Raw genomic sequence first — 15,297 nt, forward strand, 5'->3', positions numbered from 1 at the left:
TGCCAACGACCACTACACACATCGTGTATCACCATCACAACAAGGCCGTTAACTACCACACCTCTAGTTCCACTGCTATGCTGATTACAACGAGATAAATCATAAAGTAAGCAGAATAGATGAAGAAAAAGCCGACCCTTAAACGAGCCACAGTTGTCTCTACACAAACCATCACACCCAACATGCAACGCCTTGTCCTACAAAGCGACGACTTCGCGAAATTTCCTCATGACTGTGGGGGTGACTACGTTAAGCTTGTGTTTACTCCTGATGGTAACACCGATCTTACCACCCTAGATGACGCGTCTCGTCCAGTCATGCGCACCTACACCATCCGTCAATTTGATTCGCAAACTAACACGATAGAAATTGATTTTGTTCGTCATATAACCCAAGACCCGAGCTGTGGCTTTGCAGCGCGCTGGGCAATGCATGCATCAGTCAATGACACGATATCCATCGCCGGACCAGGAGCTATCGCACCCATTAAACTCGACGCAAGTTGGTTTTTTATGGTGGCAGACATGACCTCTTTACCCGCTTTGACGGCCAAGACCAAAAGCCTGCCTGACCATGCCCAAGGATATGCCGTGATACAAGTCGCTAGCAAAGAGGATATCCAAGCACTTGCGTTACCAGAATCAATGCAAGTCATTTGGGTAACTGGTGAGGATTTGATTGAGGAGCGAGTACGCGAACTAGAGTGGCTATCAGATGATGTATTTGTTTGGTGCGCGTGTGAGTTTGATACCATGCGGGCAATGCGTCAGTATTTTAGGAATGAGAAAAACGTTGATCGTGAAGCGATTTACATCAGCAGTTATTGGAAACGCGGTGTGACGGAAGATGGGCATAAGGTCTTAAAAAAACAAGATGCCGAGCAAGAGTCCAGTTGAATAAGGTTTGTGAGCGTATCAGCAATGGCGTGGTAATGTGCTGATACGCTCAGAGGAGATAGCGGTTATTTAGTCTGACCTGCGATGGTTAGCAAAACCGACTCCAGTTGATCCCATGGCATCAATTGGCTGTCAATCACCTCGATACGCGATTCGAAACCTTCAAGTGAGAGATCGTTGACAGACAACACGCCATTGGCCTTGTTAAAGGCATAGCACCCCTGATCGGTATTCATTACGCCTTTGACTCGCTCAGCTTGCAAGTCACTGAGCATCGAGAAAAGGTCATCAAAGCCAAACACGACTTCTGCGCCAAACAACCAACCACACGAAAAGTAACCTTGCCCCTTGTTCTCTTTACGCGTATGAGTTTGATCCGGCGGCAATTGAAATTGGGGTTCATCCGCTGCATGGTGATGGTGGTGGGTTTCGATATTCAGCGACTCCGCTGGCTTAATAAACGCATCCAGCCACGTCGGGTCAATTTCCCCTTGGGATGTGTGAATAATAGGCGTTTCGATACCTTCTCCGACTAACCATACTTCCATCGCGTCAACATCAAGCTCACTCGCCAGTTCACTTTTGTTTGCAACAACTACGTCGGCAACCGCTAGCTGCTGGTGAAAATTCTGATTCTCAGTATATTTGCTGTCGATGAAATAACGAGCGTCGGTCAGTGTTACGGTCGAGCGCAATTCGATATACGCTTGGTATTGCTCAGATGTCAGGGTTGCCATGACCTCTTTTGGGTGACCAAGGCCGGTGGGTTCGATGATCAGTCTATCCGGATTTTGCCGCAGTAGCGCAGTAATCGCAACACTCAACGGGACACCTGCGGTGCAGCACATACAGCCACCAGGCACCTCTTTTATCAGTGCACCAGAGTCTGACAGGATCGCGCCATCAATGCCGATCTCCCCAAACTCGTTGACGAGCACAGCCCAATTTTCTTCTGTGGGTTTGTTTTTTAGGAGGCTAAGGATAGTGGTGGTTTTTCCTGTCCCTAAAAAGCCGGTGATAATGTTGGTTGGTACTCTTGACGACATAATCTTGAATTCCCTCTTTTTCATGTCCGTCATTTTATACTTGAGGGGATGCGAATAACAGACAAGCAGACACAAAAAAGCGAACCCAGTTGAGCACTAAGTTCGCCTTTTCGATCACGAGATGAGGTGGTTCAACTAAGCCTGTCGACTCATCATTATCAGTGATTTACCCATCAGCCATTCAATCCTTTCAGCGCTTTCTGAGCCAAACTCCGTCTCTGCCAAACGATACACTCGCTCCACACCATTGTTGGCAAAATCAGACGCGCTGTCTGTTGCCACAATATGGTGAAAAAGTAGACGCAATATTGCGACAAACTCTTCACTATTTTCTAGTGCAGCAATCCAACTTGCTGTGAAGCCTTCAATCCCTTTTTCGGTATCGAGATGCGAAACAAACATTTTGAAGATACGCCCGTCCATAGCGGCGGCGAAGTCGGTCTTTTTCGGGAAATGATGAGATATGCCCGTACGTGAAATGCCAGTCTGCTGACTCAGGGTGGTGTATGACATCTTGTCATAGCCCAGCGTCAGTAGTTGATCGACTACCGCATCCATTATTGTTTGAATCGTTATTTCAGTGTCTTCTTTAGTCCGTTTTGGCATTGGTTCGCCTCATTGTTTGTAAGCCCCTAACACCTTCTCAACCTACCCATCTTTGTGGATTTTTTGGTTCATTAATGAGAAATTCAAGAAAATAATTTCGAAATTACACAAATTAATTTCTACCAACTGCGTGATGGGCGTGAATGATGAAACATCTGAAGTTGTAACACAATGAAAATTCGGACTTTTTCACGTTTTACCATCCGCCAAACTGTATATTTTTGAACGAAGATCACACTTTTGAGCCATTTCCTTTGCTTAACGGCAGATTTTTATGTCTGAGTTATTACTCTGAATCGTTTCAAATTTTTTGATAATTTTTATAACTTGAGTTCAATTTTGTAGCCTTCGTTGGCTTGAATGAGTAAGATAGGACCAAACAATAAATTCACCTTTAGGAGAAGTAGTAATGAACAATAATGAAGTCGAAGCTCAAGTATGTGAAGCGTGTGGTTGTGCAGGCGAAATGGGTTTCATCATCAAAGAAGGTGATGATGTTGCTGAGGTATCGATCTTTGCACCAAGTGAAGCAGCCCTTGAAGCAGAGCTTGCGAAGTACGTGGAGCTGGCAAAGCAAGTGAATGAAAACGTAAAATTCGAAAGCGCGCTAGCGGAAGGCTCAAGCACTGAACTCTCTGCTCGTTTCCAGTTTGAAGTAAGTGCTGAAAAGCTTATCTTCGAACTTAAGACGCGCGCACTAAGCCGCTAATTCAATCCGGGCTTAAGCGTTTCGGCTTAAGCCCACTCTTCGCATGCAGCCTATCCTTATGAAACGATTTTTATCGTTCGTTTGCCTGACGACCAGCCTAAGTCTCAGTGCAGAGCCACTCGGCTATTACCAAATGCTCAACCACCTAGACAGTTACGGTAATCTCGATCTGAGGAATAAACCCTATACTCGCTTACAAGACGGTCTAGAGGTAAAAAGAAATCTACTGATTGCTCGCTCACCCATCAAGGCACTACCAAGAGGACTGCGCGTTGAAGGTAGCCTGGACGCTGCCAATAGTCAGCTTGCTCATGTCCCTGCCGGGATTTATATTCGCGGTTTCGCCAATCTATTGGGTACGCCAATTGAGCACTGGCCAGCTGGTGTTAATCTGGGTGGCTATCTAAACCTGACCGATACTGCGTTACAAACACTTCCCGAGGCCCTGCATGTTCGAGGCGACTTAAGTGTTATTCGCACGCCACTCACCCAACTGCCCGAGGGTTTACTTATCGAAGGGGACCTGTATATCGGGGGCTCAAACATCACCAGCCTACCGAGTCGAATACACATTGGCGGTAATCTCTTTTTGGGGGGAAATACCATCAGCCAATGGCCTGACGAACTCGAGTTAGGTGGCGTTGTTGTGCGTTAGCATACTAAGGCAGATGCGTTAATACACCGAGTTGCTCGCGAAGTAGCACACCGCGAGTATGGTATCACTGCGATGCACTCTTACTTGAAAAATCTGGCTTAAATCAGGCAGGTTTATTATTGACTGGGTTGGCATAACTTGCCACCAGATAGGGCTGTGCCTCTTGAGGCAGTTGCTTGAGCTTGTCACTCATCGCTTGCTTAACACTGGTTTCTACCGTTTCATCACCGGCAGCCAGTTGATTAATCGGGAAGAGCTTGTAGTGATCATGAATTTGGCGGTCTATCTCATTGGCCAGTAGCTCAGGCGTTTCAAAGCCCTCCTCAATCACATCACCAAAGGCGACATGCACACGGCCTTTGTTGCCGATAATCCCCTGAATGATACTCTCAATATCTTCAAACTCACCCTTCTCGTACTCGCCATGTGTCGCCTTAGCATGTAATTCCAATGCCTTAGCCACATCACAAGGGTCATTCTCATAAGAGATAGAAACAGGCACAATCTTGAGCGATTGAATGTAATCACCGAAGGCGATTTTTTGCTTACGCCCCTCGACGTGAAACATTTTTAGGATCGCGGGATCGGTATAATCATTGCCATCTTTTGCTCGGCCTTCACGCTGCGCAATCCAGATAGAGTTACCCGTGTCGAGCGAGTGCTTTATGTACGCTGACAAGGTGCCGAGTGCCTTCATCATTTCACGAGGTGCTTTGACCGAGCGCTTAACGATAAAGCTCTTATTAAGGCGCATAAGCTCAGTCGCGCAAGGCTTCTTCAACAAATTATCCCCTATCGCGATTCGCATCGTACGATGTCCCTGCTGATGAAGACCATAGTTCACCAAGGCAGGATCCATAGCGATATCGCGATGATTAGAGACAAACAAGTAAGACGTGTTCGAATCAAGCCTATCAAGACCGCTGTAAGTCACGCCATTTGTGGTCTGCTCTAAAGCACGGTCGAGGTATTTTTTCACCTCTTGTTGAATAGCCTCAACGCTGTTTAGCTTTGCCCACTTAAGCTTCAGATAAGCTTTAACTACAGGCATGAGCAAGGCTCTTAACCAAACTGGTTTCTCTGCAAATCTATGGTCAACGATTGCATGAATAAACTCTTCATCATCGATTAGTCGCTGGATAGCAGCAGGAATTTCATCATCGTTGTAAGGGCGAATATCAAAATAAGGGTCTGTCTTGTCGGTCATAATCTGTAATACGTCACTGTAAATTCGCAATTATTCTACGCTGCCTGCCGCCTTAGCACAGCACCTGATAGGGCATAATCACCATGGTCAGACCACAAACCAGTAATGGTTCTGGTGTGATTTACTGTGTTTTTCCCACGATTGACGCAAAAGGTCGGTGCTGTCGCACCCTTGGGTATACAAAATTTCGAATTGGTTTAAACTACCCGTCCAACTAAGTTACACGGTTTTTTCTATGAACTTCGCAATCGAACACAAACGGCTCAACTCCCCTTTCCTTCAGGTCACAGGCCGACGCAACAGCCTGAAACATAAATTGATCTATGTCGAGTCAGGATTAATGTTGGTGCGCCTGGGTAAACTTGAGTACGCGATCGAGCCGGGTCAATTGTTTTGGTTGCCGTTCGACTGCCTGTGTGCCACAACCCAGCTACCCAACAGCGTGGTTCATGAAGTGAGTATCTCGGTGCGCATTAAGGCTAAGTTCGCCAAACAAGCGGGCTATGTCGCCGATACACCGCTTTTGCTCAGCTTGATAGAAAAGCTCTCTTTACCGTCAATCAATCAAGATTATACCGAGGCGTTACTCAAGGTCGTGAAGTATGAGTGCATCACGCTTAAGCCACAGCTTACCCTCTCCCCCCTATCAGAGAGAATCTCTCAATGGGCGCCTCACAAGCCACTCGGTGAGAAAGAGATACATCTTGGCTTATTGGTGCGAGAAGCACGAAAAATGAAGCTCTCTGGACGCAAAGATGATGATATCGCGACCAAGCTATTTGCCGGGCGAGTCGAGCAATTCCACGCGCTTTATCATGCTCTAGTCGCTCAGGACTAATGCGTTAAGAGAGAAAGCACTCGTCCTTAAAGCAGTCAATCATATCTCCCAAAACCAAGTCAGTCAGTTTTTCTGGCTGGCTGCGCTGCGCAGGTGCAATGGCTAAGCTTTGTGCGGCATAATTTTCAAACATCTTCCAATGCGCTAATAAACGCTCGTTGATATCAGGCTTGTCTTCCCAGATCTCCGCCATAAACGGTCTCAATGACGCCGCGCCATGTGCGTATAGCATCATCTGCCACTTGAACTCATAAATATTGATTGCACGCTCAGGAAACTCACGATTGTGCTTCTCAGCCAACTCGATAAAGAATACCTGCATCCGATCGGTGGTACTAATAAAGTAGTCGACTAGCTGATCGGTTTGTTGGCGCACCGCATCGGCAATCAACTGGATTGGGGCGGGTTGAACCAGCATCAGGGCAAGCATGCGAATCGAAAACTGATACATAAACTCATTCAGAGCCATTTTGTCCCCTAGATGCTCGATCAGCGCATCTCGATAGTGCTCCATATACTCGTGTAAGCCATCACTGATGCTCTGCCAGATCTTCTCTTTGCTACCAAAGTGATGGCGGATCAAGCTGTGGGAAACGCCAGCTTTCTCACTGATATTACGCAGTGAAACCTTGTCATAGCCATGCTCACAGAATAACAATGCCGCGACGTACATAATACGGCGCTTAGTGTTCTCCGCATCCTGCGCGCTTCTACGGCCCTGTTTTCTCTCAGCTATTTCACTCATCTCTGTCACTCTGTTTGTTGTTACACGCTAATTGTAATCATAAACCTCATCAAAATTCATCATTTTTATTGTCCAGGTGGAAAATATGCGTTGATCAATCACAGCATTTGAATATACTGCCCACATGTATAGCAATTAATTGTCCACTTGTGCAATAAGAGATAGAGAATGAGCCAACCCAACGCCTTTTCCAATTGGTGGAAAAACAAACCGGTCGAAGCATTACTTGGTGTAACCTTATTGGCTGCGCTTTTGTCCGGCTGTGATAACGCAGTCTCCAGCGAGGTACACAACCCGATCACCCCAGTTAAGCTGATCGAGGTGCCAGATCTTTCCACGACACCCGAGGATCGATTTGTCGCCAAGATTGAAGCCACCGATCGCGCACTGCTGTCGTTCCTAGTAGGCGGCCGAATTGAAGCTGTTCATGTCAATATGGGTGACTATGTCGTCAAGGGACAGGAGATCGCTCGCTTGGAAAGCAGCGACTACCAATTTGCTCATGACGCTCGTGCGGCCGAATATCAACTGGCCAAAACTCAATATGAGCGCTCAAAAACCTTAGTCGAACGTAAGCTAGTCAGTGCCGATGCCTTTGAACAGGCCGAAACCGCTTACAAAGCGGCGCGTATTGCGCTGAATAAGGCTTCAATTGAGCTTGATCAGACGAGAATTGTTGCGCCTTTCACTGGGTTGATCTCGATGTCGCACGTTAAGCCGCATCAAATTGTAGGGGCTAACCAAGCGATTCTGACCTTGCTTGATACCAACCAGATGGACGTTAAGTTTTCTTTGCCAGTCACCTATGTTGAGCGACACGGCTTTGATCACCTATCAATGGCTGAGCTTTCAGTGACCATGGATACGCACCGAGATACACGCATCGTAGCCAGCTTCAAAGAGATTTCGACCCGTCCAGATGCCGACACCAATAGCTACACCGCGCGTGTGACAATCAAAACACCGCCATCAATGAACTTGCTTACCGATATGACCGGTGAGGTTAATGTACCGAGCCCAGAGCCTGTCCGTCACTACCAAATCGCTGAAACGGCGTGGGTTTCAAAAGATGCGCATGCAGGCTTAGTCTGGCGTTTTGATCCACTTACTCGAACCATTCAACAGGTTGAAGTTACTATGGATGCCGCTGGTAATGTTGTATCAGGCCTGTCACAGGGTGACCTTATTGTTCAAGCAGGAACTCACAAGCTGGTTGAAGGACAGACCGTTCGACCATGGACTCAAGAAGGTGGGATCTAATGCGCTTATTCAAACTTACTGCCCTATCAGCGGCAATGACAAGCATTGCCTTATCTGGCTGCTCTCCTGTCGTTGAGCATCGCGAGAAACCAACTCAGATCATCGAGACCATCAGCATGGACGTCACAGTCGAAGGTCAGGAGCGAATTTTTAACGGCCAAGTGGTGCCGGCAGAGCTTACACCACTTGCTTTCTTGCGCCATGGTGAAATCAAAAAAATTGCCGTTGCCGAAGGACAATTGGTTAAGCAGGGGCAAGTTATCGCGATCCTTGATGATGATACGGCGCAAGAGCAACTTGCCGATGCGAATGCACGCATGCAACTAGCCGCTCGACAGCTTAGCCGTGGGCGTGAGCTCAAGCAAAGTAACATGGTCTCAGAGGCTGAGCTCGATGAGTTGTCGGCAAATTACAAGCTCGCCATGGCGAACCTCAATCTCGCCAAAAATCAGGTTAATTACACCAAACTGCGTGCTCCATTCGATGGCATGGTCTCTGAAGTGTTCAAGCAAGACTTTGAGCAGGTCAATGTCGGCGAGCCGGTCGTTAGCCTCTATGATCCGACCTTGGTTTACGTTGAAATCACGATTCCAGATGCGATCCTAGCGCGCACGCAAACCGGCACTGCCAAGCGCAGCACCTATCGACCTGATGCACAATTTGCCGGCGATTCGGCAACCTATCAGCTGAGCTACCTTGAGCATACCAGCGAGCTGCACAGCTCAAGCCAGAGCTATCAGATGTGGCTGACCATGCCGCAGCCAGAAAAAACCATCGTACCGGGTACCAGCGTATCAATCGCAGTCGACTTAAGCCAAGCGGGTTTGGATTACTCTAGCGGATTTGCGGTACCTATGACCGCTATCGATGCTGACCAACACAGTTTTTATGTCTGGCGAGTTGAGGATAGTGCCGTTTTCCGCACGCCAGTCCAAGTTGATCGCGTCGATCACAACGGGGCGATTATTACCCAAGGACTCAACCTAGGCGATACCATCGCCAACTCCAATCTACGCACACTGCGTGAAGGTATGATCATTAAAGGAGCACAGCAGTGAACATCGCTGAGTATTCAATCAAAAACCGCGTGATCAGCTGGGTGTTCTTAGTCATCCTCGCGATTGGTGGCGTGAGTTCATTTAGTCAACTAGGTCGCTTGGAAGACCCAGCGTTTACCTTAAAAGATGCGATGGTGATCGCGAGCTATCCCGGCGCGACTGCTCAAGAAGTTGAGGAAGAGCTTACCTACCCGCTGGAGAAAGAGATCCGTCGCCTGCCTTATGTCGATAAGATCAGCTCCACCTCATCCAACGGCATGACCCAGATTATGGTCAGCATGGGCATGGAGTATGGCCCTGATGAACTTCCGCAAATCTGGGATGAGATGCGGCGTAAAATCAATGATATTCAACCTACCCTGCCAAGCGGTGTTGCGGGAGTCAATATCATCGATGACTTTGGTGACGTGTTTGGCATTATGTTGATGGTCACCGGAGACGGCTATGATTACGTCGAACTTAAACGCTACGTTGATTACCTTCGCCGAGAAATTGAACTTGTCGATGGTGTCGGTAAGGTATCGATTGCCGGTGATCAGCAAGAGCAGTTGTTCGTTGAGATCTCACTCGAGCGTCTTACTGCTGTTAACCTAGATATGAATACAGTCATAGGTATATTGAACCAGCAAAGTGGCGTTAATTCTGCGGGTAAGGTGATGATCAATGGTCAGTCTCTCACTATTCGCCCAAGTGGTAACCTTAGCTCAGTAGAGGAACTTGAGAATCTGATTATTCATGGCCGTGATACCGGGCAGCTAATCCGCCTCAAGGATGTGGCCGATGTCAGTCGCGGCGTGCAAGAGATCCCGACCAACGTTATTGCATTCAATGGCAAGCCTGCCATCAACGTTGGTATTTCGTTTAGTGACGGTGTCAACGTGGTTAAGGTCGGCCAAGTGCTCGAGCAAGAGCTGGCAATGCTTGAAAATATAAAGCCTGCCGGTATTGAGCTGCACTATCTGTACAACCAGTCCGCTGAGGTTGACGAGTCAGTTAAATCCTTTATTGTCAGCTTGGCACAGGCCGTTGGCATCGTAATTATCGTCCTGCTGTTTGCTATGGGCTTGCGCAGTGGCCTGATCATTGGAGCAGTTCTTCTGCTAACCGTGTTCGGCACCTTTATCTTGATGAGTTATAACGACATCGAGCTACACCGTATTTCTCTTGGCGCCTTGATCATTGCGCTGGGGATGCTGGTTGATAATGCCATCGTTGTCGTCGAAGGCATCTTGGTCGGAATGAAGAAAGGTCGAACCAAGCTTCAAGCCGCTACCGATATCGTCAAACAAACTCAGTGGCCTCTGCTTGGTGCCACCGTTATTGCCATCACAGCATTTGCTCCGATTGGTCTATCAGAAGACGCCACCGGTGAGTTTATGGGCTCACTGTTCTGGGTGTTGTGTTACTCGCTATTCTTAAGCTGGGTCACCGCCCTGACTTTGACGCCTTTCCTTGCTGATTTGCTGCTCAAAGAAGAAGACAAGATCGCCGACTCTGAGGAAGATCCTTATAAAGGCATGCTATTTGTCATCTTTGGTGGACTACTCAAATTCGCGCTTAAATTCCGCTGGCTAACCATGACATCCATGGTGGTGATGCTTGCGCTGGCCGTCGTTGGCTTTGGTAACGTTAAGCAGTCTTTCTTCCCGGCATCAAACACGCCAATGTTCTACTTGGACATGTGGATGCCTGAGGGCACCGACATTCGCGAAACACAAAAGCAAGCAAAACAAGTTGAGAGTTTTATTCTCGAGCAAGATAGCGTTGAGTTTGTCACCACCACGGTGGGTCAAGGCTTGCAGCGCTTTATGCTGACTTATCAGCCAGAGAAAAGCTATCAAGCCTATGCTCAGTTTGCGGTTCGTAGTGAAACACGTGAAAAGATGTTTGAGATGCTGGAAAACTTCGACCAACAGCTGGCATCCGAGTTTTCAACACCGACCTTTATCTACAAACTGATGGAGTTTGGCCCTGCCCCTGGATCAAAGATCGAGGCACGCATCACCGGGCCAAGTCCAGAAGTGCTGCGTGATATCGCGCGTCGTGTTGAGGATATCTTTAATCAAGACCCAGGCTCGAGAAATGTTCGCCATGACTGGCGTGAGCGAACCAAAGAGTTGGTGCCACTGTTCAACGAATCCAAGGCTCGCCGCCTAGGCATTTCTAAACAGGATCTATCGGGCACACTGCAAATGGCCTTTGGCGGTAATACCATCGGTGTTGTTCGTGACGGCACGCACTCACTGCCGGTGATTGTTCGCCTGCCGGAAGAAGAGCGGATTGACTTTAGCTCGTTGAATAACCTCAATATCTGGAGTCCATCATTACAAACCTACATCCCGATTGAACAGGTAATTGATGGCGTGACTCTCGATTGGCAAGACCCGCTTATCCAGCGTCGCGACCGCAAACGTACCCTAGCCGTTCTCGCTGACCATGACTTTTTGGGCGATGAGACCGCAGCCAGCTTGTTTGACCGACTACGCCCTGCTGTCGAGGCACTTGAGCTCCCTGAAGGCTACAGCGTTGAATGGGGTGGCGAGTACGAGTCAACCGTTGAAGCACAAGAAGCGATGTTTAAGTCGCTGCCAATGGGCTATCTGTTTATGTTTATCATCACCATCTTCTTGTTCAACTCGATCAAAAAGCCATTGGTGATCTGGGCTACCGTTCCGCTATCAATTATCGGTGTAGCAATTGGCCTTTTAGCGACCAACATGCCATTCAGCTTCACGGCGCTACTCGGTCTGCTGAGTCTAAGCGGGATGATCTTGAAAAACGGCATCGTACTCCTTGACCAAATCAACATCGAAATCGATAGCGGCAAGGACCCCTACACCGCCATCTACGACAGTGCCATCAGCCGCGTGCGCCCAGTAAGCATGGCCGCCCTAACCACGATTCTTGGCCTGATCCCACTGGTATTCGATGCCTTCTTCGGCTCAATGGCCATCACTATCATGGCGGGTCTAGGTTTCGCTACCATACTGACCCTGATTGTGGTACCTGTGCTGTTCGCGATCTTCTATCGTGTGAAGCCCATTAACGCTTAAGTAAACGACAACCACGCAAAATACCCGGCGCTGTTTCAGCCCGGGTATTTTTTTAGGTGCGAGGCTCGGGGACACTTCGTTTCGAGGTGCGAGTAGCTCAAAGCGCGTTTTTAAGTCCTCGCTCCCCGAAGGGCAAAGCCCGTCCTCGCGCCTCGCTCCTATTAGTTATTCCCGCACCAACAGCAGACTAGTTTTTGCACCAATAGTAATCACAAGCTCCTCATCCGTCGCGGTGTAACACTCACCGGTCAGCAGGTCTTGCCAACTGCCCTCAAGGGACAGGCTCAGCTCTTGTGCACGCTTGGATTTATTCAGTGCTACGATGCCCTTGGCTAGTTCGACCACCTCTCCTCTGTAGAAGACCAACAGGTCGTCACTGGCCTCGATCAGGTCCATTTTTTCGCCGTGCATTCGATTATGGAAATCGATTCGCTTGATCATTTTGTCGTCTTGCCAAGCATTGAGCCAACGCGGCTCTCCATCGCTCGCCTTGATGCCACTGGTGTCTAAATCGGTGTAGATCAATGGCACCCCGCCATCACGACCGAGGATATAACTGTAGGCGAGCCACTCATCCTGCTCCTCCATCACAAGCGCTGAGAACACGTCATTATTCGGAATGTCGTGTGTCACGGCAAAGGTGATAGCGCGGCGACTCGATAGCGCTTGGCCAAAACTGTAGGGGTCAATCAACGACTTGAGTGAGCCACCAGCGCCTAGCGCGTCGAAGACGGTTTGAAACAGCGGGAAGTCATAGGCAGAAAGACGCGTATGCTCAAGATACGGCTGAAGGAAAAGTTGATACTCCTCTTCAGTAGCACCGCCATCGGTGATGATCTCACCGAAAATGTGCACGTCGTGAACAATCTCTTCGGTCCATACCTTTGCCAGGTGCTCGAGACTTAAGTGTTTAGCGGCATCAATTCTAAAGCCTTTGACACCCAGCTCTTTTAGCGCCTTGAGATAGGCTTGTTGCTGCTTAACGACGTGGTCATTGTCTGACAGACTCGGCAAGCCCGGGTCTTGAGGACCACCACTAATGCGCCCAGTCTGAACCTGCCAGCGATCTTTCCAGTCTTCAATGCGAAATGCAGTCAGAAAATCGTCTTGGGTAAAGAGTGGCTGTGATAGATCGCCAAACAGTTTTTGGCGCTGATAGTAGTCCGCCTGCGCTTGATAATCATCAAGCTCTTGCTGACTTGGGTAGTTTAAGTCATCGCGTATCGATGACTCGTTGGCCATATGGTTGAACACCACATCAACGTAAACCCAGACGCCTTGGTCATTAAGGGCCTGGATCATCGCCTTAAAATCTTCACTGTTACCGAGCTGATTATCAATCACACGGTAGTCTTGAGGTTGGTATCGCTGCCACCATTCTGTGCCGTTGTCGGACTTGTTCGATTTCATCGGTGGTGAGATAAGAACGGTTTGGTATCCTGCTGCGCGGATCTGCGATGCGCGCTTGGCAACAAGTGAATACGGCCAATCAAATGCGTGCAGAATTACATTACTGTGCTTGGGGTAATTGCTGTTCATTGTCTTAGGTATCCCTTTCTGCGGGTAAAAGTAATCGTATCTGGTGACGATTATAACCTAGGCCAGCAGGTGCACTTTCCCCCCTAACAGTGAAAACCAGGGGGGATAGCAAAGGCGTAGCAGGCCCTTATTAACACCAAAAGATGCAAAAACAGCGCCCGAATGATCACTCAGTGCACAGCTGTGTGAAGAGAATATCGAGTATTTGTTCAAGTTGAGTGACGTGGTGGATAGAGGCAGGCGTGTTGACTTGAGCATTAGGATGAAGCCAGATCCCCTGTGCGCCTGCGGCAATGGCTGGACGGATGTCTTTTTCAAGATTGTCACCAATCATTATTAGCTGCTGCGTATCCACCTCAAGCTGGTCCGCTATCGCGCTAAAGTACTCACTACTCCCCTTGACTACGCCTAAATTGGAGCGACAAAAATAGCCGTCAATAAATTCGTCTAACTGCCCTCTTTCAAAAGCTCGAGCAATCTCACGTTCGGTAGAGTCCTTGGCATCCGTTGCGACATAGACTGGATAGTACTGACTCACTTGCTCAAGCACTTGGCGAGCACCAGCGACCAAATGAATATAGGGCCAATCACACATGGGTCCGCGCTGACTCGGGTCATCATGCATCAAGGTATCTCCCCAATCAAATAACACAACTTGGTTTATTTTGCTTCCCTTTTGCATACGCTCTCCCTGCAACGACTGCTAAACAATAGGTTAATCATTAACCTAACACGCTGTTCATCATTGAACAAATGATCGTCGACTAGGCTAAATGGCGTTTTCAGTTTTCACATCAAGGGGTAAACTGTTCGTATACTTAAAAACAAAAACGACGATTTCTAAAGGAAGCCAATGTCCACTATTGCTACCGGCACATTAAAAAAAATGCAAGCCAAGCTCGATTCTACCCTCCATTACCGTCTGCCAGTTGGAGACGAACTGGTTGAGCTTAACCCCCTAATCGGTCAAACCCTTACCCTGACGCATACTGGCAATATCTTCTGTTGCAACTGCGGTAAAAAGACCAAGAAAAGCTACTCGCAAGGCCACTGTTTTGTCTGTATGAAGAAGCTTGCCAGTTGCGATATGTGTATTATGAAGCCGGAAACCTGTCATTACGATCAGGGCACCTGTCGAGAGCCACAATGGGGTGAAGATAACTGCATGGTCAATCACTTTGTGTATCTGTCCAACACCTCAAGCCTCAAAGTCGGCATCACCCGCCATACTCAGATCCCGACCCGTTGGATTGACCAAGGTGCAACCCAAGGCTTGCCGATCTTGAAGGTCAAAACTCGTCAGCTGTCTGGCTTGATTGAGGTTGAGATTGCCAAGCACATAGCGGATAAGACTAACTGGCGAGCGTTACTAAAAGGCGACGGAGAGCCACTTGAACTTGAGCAGCAAGCGAAGAAAATCCTCGAGCTGGTCGCACCAAAGATTGCTGAGCTTAAGCAGCAGTTTGGCGATGATGCGATTACCACCCTAGATGAGGTAATCACACCACTGCACTACCCAGTGACGCAGCATCCGACTAAGATCGTTTCACACAACTTCGACAAAAACCCACAAGTGACTGGCATCCTGCAGGGCATTAAGGGCCAGTACCTGATTTTTGATACCGGAGTGATTAATATCCGTAAATTCACCTCGTATGAGGTTGAGGTCAGTATCTAACCCCTAG

14 protein-coding genes are annotated in these 15,297 nt (G+C 48.3%); 8 read left to right on the plus strand and 6 right to left on the minus strand.

What is annotated here, in order from left to right; all coding sequences use genetic code 11:
• Nucleotides 1-119 precede the first annotated feature (119 nt).
• A complete protein-coding gene (locus tag ACSTTG_RS05555; RefSeq protein ID WP_438474035.1) occupies nucleotides 120-896 on the plus strand; it encodes a siderophore-interacting protein in 777 nt (258 codons plus the stop codon).
• Between the two features lie 65 nt (nucleotides 897-961).
• Here ACSTTG_RS05555 and ACSTTG_RS05560 read toward each other — a convergent pair whose 3' ends face one another.
• Together ACSTTG_RS05560 and ACSTTG_RS05565 are read right to left on the minus strand one after the other, a co-directional pair.
• Complete coding sequence (locus ACSTTG_RS05560) at nucleotides 962-1,942, minus strand: CobW family GTP-binding protein (RefSeq protein WP_438474036.1); 981 nt, start codon at nucleotides 1,940-1,942, stop codon at nucleotides 962-964.
• A gap of 135 nt (nucleotides 1,943-2,077) precedes the next feature.
• Entirely contained in the window at nucleotides 2,078-2,548 is a 471-nt protein-coding gene (locus tag ACSTTG_RS05565; RefSeq protein WP_438458189.1) for a TetR/AcrR family transcriptional regulator, read from the minus strand.
• 409 nt (nucleotides 2,549-2,957) lie between these two features.
• On the opposite strand from ACSTTG_RS05565, the gene ACSTTG_RS05570 reads away from it, so the two are divergent.
• The gene (locus ACSTTG_RS05570) at nucleotides 2,958-3,257 is read left to right on the plus strand and encodes a YfcZ/YiiS family protein (protein WP_438458188.1); all 300 of its coding nucleotides are present in this window, start codon (nucleotides 2,958-2,960) and stop codon (nucleotides 3,255-3,257) included.
• Between the two features lie 58 nt (nucleotides 3,258-3,315).
• Nucleotides 3,316-3,912 (plus strand): hypothetical protein, encoded by a 597-nt coding sequence (locus tag ACSTTG_RS05575; protein WP_438474037.1) that lies wholly within the window; start codon nucleotides 3,316-3,318, stop codon nucleotides 3,910-3,912.
• A gap of 103 nt (nucleotides 3,913-4,015) precedes the next feature.
• Here the strand turns inward: ACSTTG_RS05575 and ACSTTG_RS05580 are convergent, their stop codons facing one another.
• A complete protein-coding gene (locus ACSTTG_RS05580; RefSeq protein WP_438474038.1) occupies nucleotides 4,016-5,119 on the minus strand; it encodes a 1-acyl-sn-glycerol-3-phosphate acyltransferase in 1,104 nt (367 codons plus the stop codon).
• A 235-nt stretch (nucleotides 5,120-5,354) separates the two neighbouring features.
• Here ACSTTG_RS05580 and ACSTTG_RS05585 point away from each other — a divergent pair, with 235 nt between their 5' ends.
• Complete coding sequence (locus tag ACSTTG_RS05585; RefSeq protein ID WP_438474039.1) at nucleotides 5,355-5,957, plus strand: cupin domain-containing protein; 603 nt, start codon at nucleotides 5,355-5,357, stop codon at nucleotides 5,955-5,957.
• A 4-nt stretch (nucleotides 5,958-5,961) separates the two neighbouring features.
• Here ACSTTG_RS05585 and ACSTTG_RS05590 read toward each other — a convergent pair whose 3' ends face one another.
• Nucleotides 5,962-6,702: a TetR/AcrR family transcriptional regulator gene (locus ACSTTG_RS05590; RefSeq protein WP_438458184.1), complete on the minus strand. Its 741-nt coding sequence runs from the start codon at nucleotides 6,700-6,702 to the stop codon at nucleotides 5,962-5,964.
• Between the two features lie 168 nt (nucleotides 6,703-6,870).
• Between ACSTTG_RS05590 and ACSTTG_RS05595 the strand changes: the two genes are divergently transcribed.
• The 3 genes from ACSTTG_RS05595 to ACSTTG_RS05605 are packed head-to-tail and all read left to right on the plus strand — an operon-like array spanning nucleotide 6,871 to nucleotide 12,073.
• Nucleotides 6,871-7,962, plus strand: a complete 1,092-nt coding sequence (locus ACSTTG_RS05595) for an efflux RND transporter periplasmic adaptor subunit (RefSeq protein WP_438474040.1) — start codon at nucleotides 6,871-6,873, stop codon at nucleotides 7,960-7,962.
• Nucleotides 7,962-9,020 (plus strand): efflux RND transporter periplasmic adaptor subunit, encoded by a 1,059-nt coding sequence (locus tag ACSTTG_RS05600; protein ID WP_438474041.1) that lies wholly within the window; start codon nucleotides 7,962-7,964, stop codon nucleotides 9,018-9,020. The genes ACSTTG_RS05595 and ACSTTG_RS05600 overlap by 1 nt, the downstream gene beginning before the upstream one ends.
• Entirely contained in the window at nucleotides 9,017-12,073 is a 3,057-nt protein-coding gene (locus ACSTTG_RS05605) for an efflux RND transporter permease subunit (protein ID WP_438474042.1), read from the plus strand. The genes ACSTTG_RS05600 and ACSTTG_RS05605 overlap by 4 nt, the downstream gene beginning before the upstream one ends.
• A gap of 165 nt (nucleotides 12,074-12,238) precedes the next feature.
• Here the strand turns inward: ACSTTG_RS05605 and ACSTTG_RS05610 are convergent, their stop codons facing one another.
• On the minus strand, nucleotides 12,239-13,612 hold the full coding sequence (locus ACSTTG_RS05610; protein WP_438474043.1) for an alpha-amylase family protein: 1,374 nt from the start codon (nucleotides 13,610-13,612) through the stop codon (nucleotides 12,239-12,241).
• Nucleotides 13,613-13,778: 166 nt separating this feature from the next.
• The gene (locus ACSTTG_RS05615; protein ID WP_438474044.1) at nucleotides 13,779-14,294 is read right to left on the minus strand and encodes an HAD family hydrolase; all 516 of its coding nucleotides are present in this window, start codon (nucleotides 14,292-14,294) and stop codon (nucleotides 13,779-13,781) included.
• 171 nt (nucleotides 14,295-14,465) lie between these two features.
• On the opposite strand from ACSTTG_RS05615, the gene ACSTTG_RS05620 reads away from it, so the two are divergent.
• Nucleotides 14,466-15,290, plus strand: a complete 825-nt coding sequence (locus ACSTTG_RS05620; protein ID WP_438474045.1) for a DUF2797 domain-containing protein — start codon at nucleotides 14,466-14,468, stop codon at nucleotides 15,288-15,290.
• Nucleotides 15,291-15,297: the final 7 nt, after the last annotated feature.

Origin of the sequence: Vibrio glycogenivorans (genome assembly GCF_051660965.1) — a bacterium.
In the GTDB taxonomy this organism is placed as follows: Bacteria; Pseudomonadota; Gammaproteobacteria; order Enterobacterales; family Vibrionaceae; genus Vibrio.

Excerpts from the sequence above, each read along its gene's own strand:
- ACSTTG_RS05555 (WP_438474035.1), top strand. The coding sequence starts at position 120 with ATGAAGAAAAAGCCGACCCTTAAACGAGCCACAGTTGTCTCTACACAA.
- ACSTTG_RS05615 (WP_438474044.1), bottom strand. The coding sequence starts at position 14,294 with ATGCAAAAGGGAAGCAAAATAAACCAAGTTGTGTTATTTGATTGGGGA.
- ACSTTG_RS05570 (WP_438458188.1), top strand. The coding sequence starts at position 2,958 with ATGAACAATAATGAAGTCGAAGCTCAAGTATGTGAAGCGTGTGGTTGT.
- ACSTTG_RS05580 (WP_438474038.1), bottom strand. The coding sequence starts at position 5,119 with ATGACCGACAAGACAGACCCTTATTTTGATATTCGCCCTTACAACGAT.
- ACSTTG_RS05600 (WP_438474041.1), top strand. The coding sequence starts at position 7,962 with ATGCGCTTATTCAAACTTACTGCCCTATCAGCGGCAATGACAAGCATT.
- ACSTTG_RS05590 (WP_438458184.1), bottom strand. The coding sequence starts at position 6,702 with ATGAGTGAAATAGCTGAGAGAAAACAGGGCCGTAGAAGCGCGCAGGAT.
- ACSTTG_RS05560 (WP_438474036.1), bottom strand. The coding sequence starts at position 1,942 with ATGTCGTCAAGAGTACCAACCAACATTATCACCGGCTTTTTAGGGACA.
- ACSTTG_RS05595 (WP_438474040.1), top strand. The coding sequence starts at position 6,871 with ATGAGCCAACCCAACGCCTTTTCCAATTGGTGGAAAAACAAACCGGTC.
- ACSTTG_RS05565 (WP_438458189.1), bottom strand. The coding sequence starts at position 2,548 with ATGCCAAAACGGACTAAAGAAGACACTGAAATAACGATTCAAACAATA.
- ACSTTG_RS05575 (WP_438474037.1), top strand. The coding sequence starts at position 3,316 with ATGAAACGATTTTTATCGTTCGTTTGCCTGACGACCAGCCTAAGTCTC.
- ACSTTG_RS05585 (WP_438474039.1), top strand. The coding sequence starts at position 5,355 with ATGAACTTCGCAATCGAACACAAACGGCTCAACTCCCCTTTCCTTCAG.
- ACSTTG_RS05620 (WP_438474045.1), top strand. The coding sequence starts at position 14,466 with ATGTCCACTATTGCTACCGGCACATTAAAAAAAATGCAAGCCAAGCTC.
- ACSTTG_RS05610 (WP_438474043.1), bottom strand. The coding sequence starts at position 13,612 with ATGAACAGCAATTACCCCAAGCACAGTAATGTAATTCTGCACGCATTT.